Consider the following 4,776-nt stretch of genomic DNA (forward strand, 5'->3'; position numbering starts at 1 on the left):
TCGATCCGCCCGCACGTCCGCGCCATCATCGAGCGCTTCCGCCCGCAGACCGTGGTGATGAGCCAGAACGAGGTCCACCCGCGGGTGCGGCTGAAGACGATCGGGAGTGTTTGAGACGGGAGACGGCGCTTCAGGCGAGCTCGAGCCGAAGTGAGCGGCCAACGGCGTTTGCTGCTCGCTGCAATGTCTCCAGAGTCACGTTGCCGTCGTCCGGGCTCAGCACCCGGTCGAGCTGCTTGCGGCTCGTGTCCATCTTCTTCGCCATGGCGGTCTTGGTCAGGTGACGTTTCGCCATTTCCTGCTCGAGCTGCCAGGCGATCACCCGCTTGACCGCATAGGCCGTTGCGGCCTCGAGGTTTCCATCTTCGCGAAGAACGTCCTCAAGGGCGGTTCCGCGGTTCGGGTGCTTGGTTGTCGTCATGATGGTCTCTCGTGGGCTAGAGTTCGTACAGCTTCTTCCGCGCCATGGCAGCGTCCAGCTCCTCCTTCGGGGTCTTCTGGCTCTTCTTGATGAAGCCATGCACGACGATGAAGCGAGGCCCATCGAGGAAGAAGATCACGCGGGCAATCTTCTTGGGGAGGGTGCTTCTGAGTTCCCAGAGCCCATCTCCAAGTGACTTGCAAAGAGGCATTCCCATCGGAAAACCCAGTTGCAGGACGCGGAGATCGCGGCCGACAATCTTCCGCTCTTCCTCCTGCAGTGCCCTGAACCTCCAGAGCGGGTTCGTTTCCCGCCTCCGTCCTGTAGAAGATCACCTCGTACATTCAATGGTTTCAAGCTTTCGATCGGGTACTGCCTTACCCCTTTTGCGGCCGCCAGATTGCAGCAGGTCGTACCATATGTGACACAGTAGATCAAGCGGGACTGATTCTGCTAAGGGCCGTCGAAATGAACGGAGGGCCGCACAAAGCGTACCGGAAGCCGGCGAGCGGTTTCCGGCTCAGTCTCCCGCCGCGTAGGCCGCCAGCAGCCAGGCGACCAAAGCCGCCCGATCGGCTGGCAGTCCGTCGGCGGGAATAGTCGCCGACCCGAACCCGTGCTTGCGCAAGGCATCGCTGAGCACCGGCAGGCGATTGGCCGGGTTCACCACCTTCAGCACCCGCTCGGCGATCTCGGCGGCCAGCGTCTTCGACATGCGCCTGCTCATCGCCCCCTCGTCTCCCTCGCTCCCGCGATTCCGGCAACGATAGCCGCGGGCGCCCACCCCAGCCCCAGCATCAGCACCGGCGTGTAGAGCGCTCCCCAGTACGCGTTGAACGGCTTGCCGACCACGAGGAACAGCGCCACGAATGCCAGCACGGTCCACAGCGCCCGCCCCCCCTTCGGCCAGGCCCATAGCCCGAGCAGGGCCATCGGCATCAGCAGCGCCGTCACCCACTCGGGCGCAAGGCTCAGCAGCCCGTTGAAGCCCGCCGTGGCCAGCACGAAGTCGAGTCCGCCGAACTGGATCCAGCCTTCGACATAGCCGGGGTCGCCCGCCACGATGGTGCCGATCACGCGCCACCAGTGCCAGCCGAAATAGACCGCGAACGCGGCGAGCCCGATGCCCCAGCCGGCGGCTTCGCGCCACTGCCGCCGCCCCACCGCCATGGCCAGCGCCACCACGACATAAGGCGCCGCCAGTTCCCTGAGGAACAGCGCGGCGAGCCCCGCGGCCAGCCCGGCCCAGCGCCAGCCATTGCCGTACGCCGCCACCGAAACGAGGATCAGCGTTCCCGCCGCGACTTCGGAGAACGCCGCACTCTCGGGCACCGCGATGCCGGCAAGGCTGAGCCCGACGGCGAGCGAGGCGAGCCCCGCGACCAGCGGGCCGTCGTCGCGCAGCATGCGATAAACGAGCAGCAGCCCGCCGACCGCCAGGGCCGCAAGCCCGCCTTGCAGCCAGCCGTCCGGCAGCGCCGCCATCAGGCTCGCCCAGCCCGGCAGCCGCCAGTTGAACACCGAGGTGACCCCGAACCCGTCGGCGACCAGCACCTCGTGAGCCGCGACATAGTAGTCCGCACCGGCGCGTAACCTCTCGACGATCCGCTGGTAGCTGACGAGGTCCCCCGCTGCCGCTGCCCCTTCCGGCCCGCTGGCGACCGGCGGCGGACGCCCGAGGGCCACGACCAGCAGTAGCGCCATCAGCAGCCCGGCCAGCCCCACCGCCAGCCAACCGGCCCAGGGCGGCAATTGGGACGAGTGGGTGCGCAGCGCAATCATCTGGATGGGTCCGGGACACCGAGGGCCTCCCGACAATGCCAAGCCGGGCTTAACAAACCGGTGGCGTCCGGAACCTCCGCCCCCCACACTGCATTTCCCACCCGCGTCATGCCCGGGGATGCCGATGCGACTCTTCCGCTGCGACCATTGTGGTCACCTGCTCTACTTCGAGAACATCCGCTGCGAACGCTGCGGGCGCCCCCTCGGCTATGCGCCGGATGCCAATGCGCTGGTCTCGCTCGAGGGCGGCCCGGAGGTGTTCACCGCGCCCTTCCTCGACAACCACGAGTTCGTGTTCTGCGCCAATGCCGCGCACGGCGCCTGCAACTGGCTGGTACCCCATGCGGCCGGGGCCGATCCCTATTGCCGGGCCTGCCGCCACAACGAACTGGTGCCCGATGTCGACGATCCGGTGGCCCTGACGCAATGGCAGGTGATCGAGCGGGCCAAGAAGCGGCTGATCTACTCGCTGCTCCGCCTGCGCCTGCCGCTCGCCACCCGCAACGAGGATGCCGTGCACGGGCTGAGCTTCCGTTTCCTGAACGAGGCGGCGGCGCCCGCCCCGGTGCTCACCGGCCACGAAAGCGGCATCATCACCATCGCGCTCGCCGAAGCCGACGACGCGGCGCGCGAGTACCGTCGCACCCGGCTCAACGAACCGTACCGGACCCTGCTCGGTCACTTCCGTCACGAAGTCGGCCATCACTACTGGGACATCCTCGTCGGTCCGAGCCAGGAGGACCGCGCCGAGTTCCGGCGCCTGTTCGGCGACGAAACCCCCGACTACGGCGCCGCGCTGGCCGCCTACTATTCGAGGCCGGCGCCGGACAATTGGCAGCAGAGCCATATCTCGGCCTACGCCACCGCCCACCCCTGGGAGGACTTCGCCGAAACCTTCGCGCACTACCTCCACGTCGTCGACACCACCGAAATGGCCGCCGCCTTCGGCGTCCGCCTCCGCCCCGAGGTCGACCAGCGCGGCGAGCTCAGCGCGCAGCTCGATTTCGATCCCTACGCCGTCTCGCGCATCGAGGACCTGATCGACAACTGGGTGCCGTTGAGCTCGCTCATCAACAACCTCAACCGCGCCGTCGGCCAGCACGACGCCTACCCCTTCGTCCTCACCCCCGAGGTGATCGACAAGCTCGGCTTCGTCGCCCGCCTTGTCCACGAGGCCGGCGCGGTGCAATGGACGGTGCCGGGCATCGACGGCCCGGTCCCGATCAACGCGCCAGCGTGAGGGAAGGACAGCGTTCCGGCCGCAAGGCACCAGGTAGCGTGCACCATCTTGCCGCCCCACCGGGTCCGGGCCCATCCTGAGATAACGCCGCCTGCACCTAGCGCGCGGAAAGCACTGGCTCCCGGCCTCCGCCGGGACATCGAGGATTTGGGACGGCAAGAGCCCAAACGCCCCAACCTCAAGTGTGGGGCACCATTGTGCCAACCCCACCGCGGTCACCCCGGCGACGGCCGGGGCCCATCCTGAGATGCATCCCACCCGCCCGACGTGCGGAAAGCGCTGGGGCCTGGCCTCCGCCGGGATGACATCGAGGGTTTGGGACGGCAAGAGCCCCCACGCCCTACCTTCATGAGCGGGGGCTATGCAAATTGGCCTACCGTATCTAGCGTGCAGCCATGTCATCCAGGTTTGCAGCACTAGTTGTCTGGCTAGTAGGTACCGTCGGGCTGGCGCTCCATGGCGCAGCATCAGGATCTGATGTCTTTCAGACATACTCTGACAAACAGATCCTCGACTATTATGAGCAACTTGCCTTCGGAGCGGACCTAACTACGCCGAACCTCAAGGATTTCGTGAGTACTCACATTTGGAAGCGTGATCAAGCCCACAAGGTTCAAGTCGTGCTGCTCCCGCAAGCGTCTGTTTCGTTGGTCGACTCCTCTTTGGTAGAGGTGAAGGTTGTACTCGGGGAAATTGCCCAGCGTTCAGGTGGAATTGTCGCTCATGTCGTGAACTTGAAGGAGTTGGGCCTCCTGATGCAATCTGAGAAAGGCAAAATGGCGCTCAGCGCCGACGTGATGTGGGTCTTTATTGGTAACCGTCAGGAGATGATGACAAATCTCAAAAGGATGTCGAGCAATCCGGCGGTCGCCGCCCTGCTTGGAAGTCGCGTCATGGAGGACGAAAGCCACCCCTTCTGCCTGGCTTCCAATCACACAACCAGAATGCCGCCTTCGGAGATCGAGATTTCGATGGTGTGGATCGAGACGGGACCGGCGTTCAGAGAGTGCCTCTATGAGGAGTTCATGCAGGCATTCGGTATCGCACACGATTTCCCCGAGGGCGTTCCTTCCATTTTCAGCGAAGATCGACTGCACACCGCCCCAAGCGAACTCGACTGGGTTCTGTGGCGTATTCATACCGACCCCAGCATAGTCACCGGCATGGGTGTCGATGGTGCACGCGTTGCCGCGAGCACCATTCTCTCACTGCTCCGAGGGAGCGCTGGACCGGCCACCACGCCCTGACTCGCGAGAGAGCAGCCACGCATGTGACTCTGCCCCACCCCCCATCAACACTCCGGCAACGCCACGCTCAAGCCCCCGAGGCTCGT

The 4,776-nt window shown here is 65.3% G+C and carries 6 protein-coding genes; 2 read left to right on the forward strand and 4 right to left on the reverse strand.

The features are described from left to right. Positions 1-130 precede the first annotated feature (130 nt). The 4 genes from ACE3TU_RS18905 to ACE3TU_RS18920 form a co-directional block, all read right to left on the reverse strand. Complete coding sequence (locus tag ACE3TU_RS18905) at positions 131-421, reverse strand: Fis family transcriptional regulator (protein WP_374627048.1); 291 nt, start codon at positions 419-421, stop codon at positions 131-133. A 16-nt stretch (positions 422-437) separates the two neighbouring features. Then, positions 438-701 carry a type II toxin-antitoxin system RelE/ParE family toxin gene (locus ACE3TU_RS18910; RefSeq protein WP_374627059.1) on the reverse strand — a complete coding sequence of 88 codons (264 nt, stop codon included), beginning with the start codon at positions 699-701 and terminating at the stop codon, positions 438-440. Between the two features lie 240 nt (positions 702-941). Further along, entirely contained in the window at positions 942-1,136 is a 195-nt protein-coding gene (locus ACE3TU_RS18915) for a hypothetical protein (RefSeq protein ID WP_374627050.1), read from the reverse strand. A gap of 8 nt (positions 1,137-1,144) precedes the next feature. Beyond that, a complete protein-coding gene (locus tag ACE3TU_RS18920) occupies positions 1,145-2,203 on the reverse strand; it encodes a hypothetical protein (RefSeq protein ID WP_374627052.1) in 1,059 nt (352 codons plus the stop codon). A gap of 124 nt (positions 2,204-2,327) precedes the next feature. Between ACE3TU_RS18920 and ACE3TU_RS18925 the strand changes: the two genes are divergently transcribed. Both ACE3TU_RS18925 and ACE3TU_RS18930 read left to right on the forward strand, forming a co-directional pair. After that, positions 2,328-3,443: a putative zinc-binding metallopeptidase gene (locus ACE3TU_RS18925; protein WP_374627054.1), complete on the forward strand. Its 1,116-nt coding sequence runs from the start codon at positions 2,328-2,330 to the stop codon at positions 3,441-3,443. A 395-nt stretch (positions 3,444-3,838) separates the two neighbouring features. Then, the gene (locus ACE3TU_RS18930) at positions 3,839-4,690 is read left to right on the forward strand and encodes a DUF2927 domain-containing protein (RefSeq protein ID WP_374627057.1); all 852 of its coding nucleotides are present in this window, start codon (positions 3,839-3,841) and stop codon (positions 4,688-4,690) included. Positions 4,691-4,776: the final 86 nt, after the last annotated feature.

Source organism: Devosia sp. (assembly GCF_041917035.1).
Classification (GTDB): domain Bacteria; phylum Pseudomonadota; class Alphaproteobacteria; order Rhizobiales; family Devosiaceae; genus Devosia_A.